General features: G+C 34.3%; 3 protein-coding genes. All 3 read left to right on the top strand.

Annotated features, from left to right (window positions below; all coding sequences use genetic code 11):
- Positions 1 to 95: 95 nt before the first annotated feature.
- From istA to L634_RS0128350, 3 genes are read left to right on the top strand one after another with little or no spacing between them, the layout of a single operon-like run.
- Positions 96 to 1,385 (top strand): IS21 family transposase, encoded by a 1,290-nt coding sequence (gene istA / locus L634_RS0128340; protein ID WP_026585287.1) that lies wholly within the window; start codon positions 96 to 98, stop codon positions 1,383 to 1,385.
- Positions 1,378 to 2,145: an IS21-like element helper ATPase IstB gene (istB, locus tag L634_RS0128345; protein ID WP_026585288.1), complete on the top strand. Its 768-nt coding sequence runs from the start codon at positions 1,378 to 1,380 to the stop codon at positions 2,143 to 2,145. Before istA ends, istB begins: the two co-directional genes overlap by 8 nt.
- 1 nt (position 2,146) lies before the next feature.
- On the top strand, positions 2,147 to 2,464 hold the full coding sequence (locus L634_RS0128350; RefSeq protein ID WP_026585289.1) for a hypothetical protein: 318 nt from the start codon (positions 2,147 to 2,149) through the stop codon (positions 2,462 to 2,464).
- Positions 2,465 to 2,574: the final 110 nt, after the last annotated feature.

The raw sequence follows: 2,574 nt of genomic DNA on the forward strand, positions 1-2,574 counted from the left end.
TATAAATGCTAACTTAAGGATGTACAGAAATGATCGTTTAACGATGTACAGCTTTGATGAGTTAATGCATAATATTTTTGAGGTGAAAGAATATTATGCATATTCAAATCAATGTTAATACAGATATTGAAATTAAGAGTTTAGCAGACTTACCTAAATTTAAAATATTAATGGAGAGTTTAAAGATGAAAATCAATAAGAGTAAATTGGCCCGGAATATGGGTGTGGATCGGAGGACAGTTGATAAATATCTACAGGGTTATATGCCGAAGAATACAAGGAATCGGTCATCTAAAATAGATGAACACTACGAAACCATAAAGATGCTTCTGTCAGATGAATCCATTCAAAAGTTTTATTACAAAAGAGTACTGTGGCAATACTTGAAAGATAATCATGGATTAGATTGTGGACAATCAACTTTTAGAGGATACATATCGAGTAAACCAGAATTTCAAAGTTATTTTGAATCAGAGAAGCGTAGGAGTTCAGTTAGTGAAGTGATCCGTTTTGAAACATCACCAGCAGAACAAGCGCAATTAGATTGGAAAGAAAATATTCGCTATATTACAAAAGACGGGGAAATCCTTTATGTGAATGTATATGTGTTATTACTTTCCTATTCAAGATTTCGTACATACAACCTTTCAATCTCTAAGTCTCAAAGTATATTATTGTCATTCCTTACGGAAAGTTTTGAGGCATTTGGAGGAGTTCCTAAAACCATTCTGACCGACAACATGAAAACGATTATGGACAATCCCCGAACGGAATATCAAAAAGGAAAAGTAAATGAGAAGTTTTTTCAATTTTCTAAGGATATGGGATTTGAAGTAAAGCCCTGTATAGCTGGGAGACCTAGGACAAAAGGTAAAGTAGAGAGTCCGATGAAATTACTCGACGAAATTCACGCTTATCAAGGAAAGTTTGATTACGAAGAACTTCATCAGTTTGTCCAAAAGCTATGTGATCGTATTAACAATAGCTATCATCAAGGAACAGGGAAAATCCCAATACTGGCACTAAATAAAGAAAGAAATCTCTTATCCCCATTACCACATGAACGAATAAGAGATTCCTATAGAATTGATCATACACCTGTAAAAGTAAATCCGTCTAATATGGTTCCTTACAAATCCAATCAGTATTCAGTCCCACCTGGATACATTGGAAAAACGGTTCGTTTACAAGTATATGACAACCATATCTTTGTTTATTATAACACGGATTTAATTGTCCAACATCCTATTCGCCAGTCAAGAATCAATTACAAGCCGGAGCATTACGTTGATACATTAGCGAGAGGCTTACCCTCCTCTACCGATATAGAAGAACTGGCAATGAAAAATTTAGAGGCAATTAATGAGGTGTATAAAAATGAATAGCAGCTATAACAAACTTGTACAAAACCTAGAATATTTAAAGTTAAAACAAATGGCCCTGCATCTTGATGAGACCATTGATTTTATGACCAAAAACGAATTGTCGTTTACAGACACATTAATCAAACTGACGGATTATGAAATCGACATGAAAGAAGTAAATATGGTGAGGTCAATGGTAAAAGTCGGTGCATTCCCGCATTTGAAGGAAATAAAAGACTTTGATTTTGACTTTCAACCATCGATTAATAAACAACAAATCTTAGACTTTACTACCTTACGATTTATTGAGCAGAAAGAAAACATCGTTTTTTTAGGAACGAGTGGGGTTGGAAAGACACATTTAGCAACCAGTATTGGAATCGCAGCTGCCAAGAAAAGAACGAGCACATATTTTATTAAGTGTAACGATTTAATTCTAAATTTAAAAAAGGCAAAACTTGAAAATCGTTTAGAAAATAGGCTTAAACATTATGCGAAATACAAGCTACTGATCATTGATGAAATCGGCTACCTGCCGATTGACGCAGAAGATGCCAAGCTATTTTTTCAGCTGATCGATTTGAGATATGAACAGAAAAGTACTATTTTGACTACCAATGCCAGCTTCAAAACATGGGGTGAAATATTTCAGGATCCTAAGATAGCTAACGCTATTTTAGACCGTGTGCTTCACCATGCCACAGTGGTTAGCATTATTGGAGATTCATATCGATTGAAGGATCATTTTAATAAAGAAAACTCAATTCAAGGAGATAAATAATATGAGTGTGATGGTATCAGAAGCAATAAAATTCTTTCGATCATATGGGGTAAAATGTGAAGATAATGACAAAATGGTTGAGGATTGGCTTAACAGTAACCCATCTAGAAAAAATTCAGGTGAAGACTTTTCCGAAGATGATCTTTATGATTTCAATGATTGGTGTAGATGGAAAGGCACAACATATGAAAAAGGAATCGATGATCAAACTAAGATTGAAAGATTATTAGAGGAAATAAATGAACTTAAGAATGAAATTAACGCTCTAAGAGAAGAAAATAATCAGTTAGAAGCTCGTACAGGAAACAATTATTTTTAATGACACTTTCCCCCATCCTAACTAGGCTGGGGGTGGGTATAAGTATACAAGTATCAAAAATGCACATCCTAAAACGAGCGAAAATGTACATCCTAGCGTTGACATTTATA

The sequence above is a fragment of the Bacillus sp. J33 genome (assembly GCF_000518885.1).
Classification (GTDB): Bacteria; Bacillota; Bacilli; order Bacillales; family Cytobacillaceae; genus Cytobacillus.

Bases quoted from the DNA above. Each gene is read 5' to 3' on its own strand.
- L634_RS0128350 (WP_026585289.1), top strand. From the start codon at position 2,147: ATGAGTGTGATGGTATCAGAAGCAATAAAATTCTTTCGATCATATGGG.
- istB (WP_026585288.1), top strand. From the start codon at position 1,378: ATGAATAGCAGCTATAACAAACTTGTACAAAACCTAGAATATTTAAAG.
- istA (WP_026585287.1), top strand. From the start codon at position 96: ATGCATATTCAAATCAATGTTAATACAGATATTGAAATTAAGAGTTTA.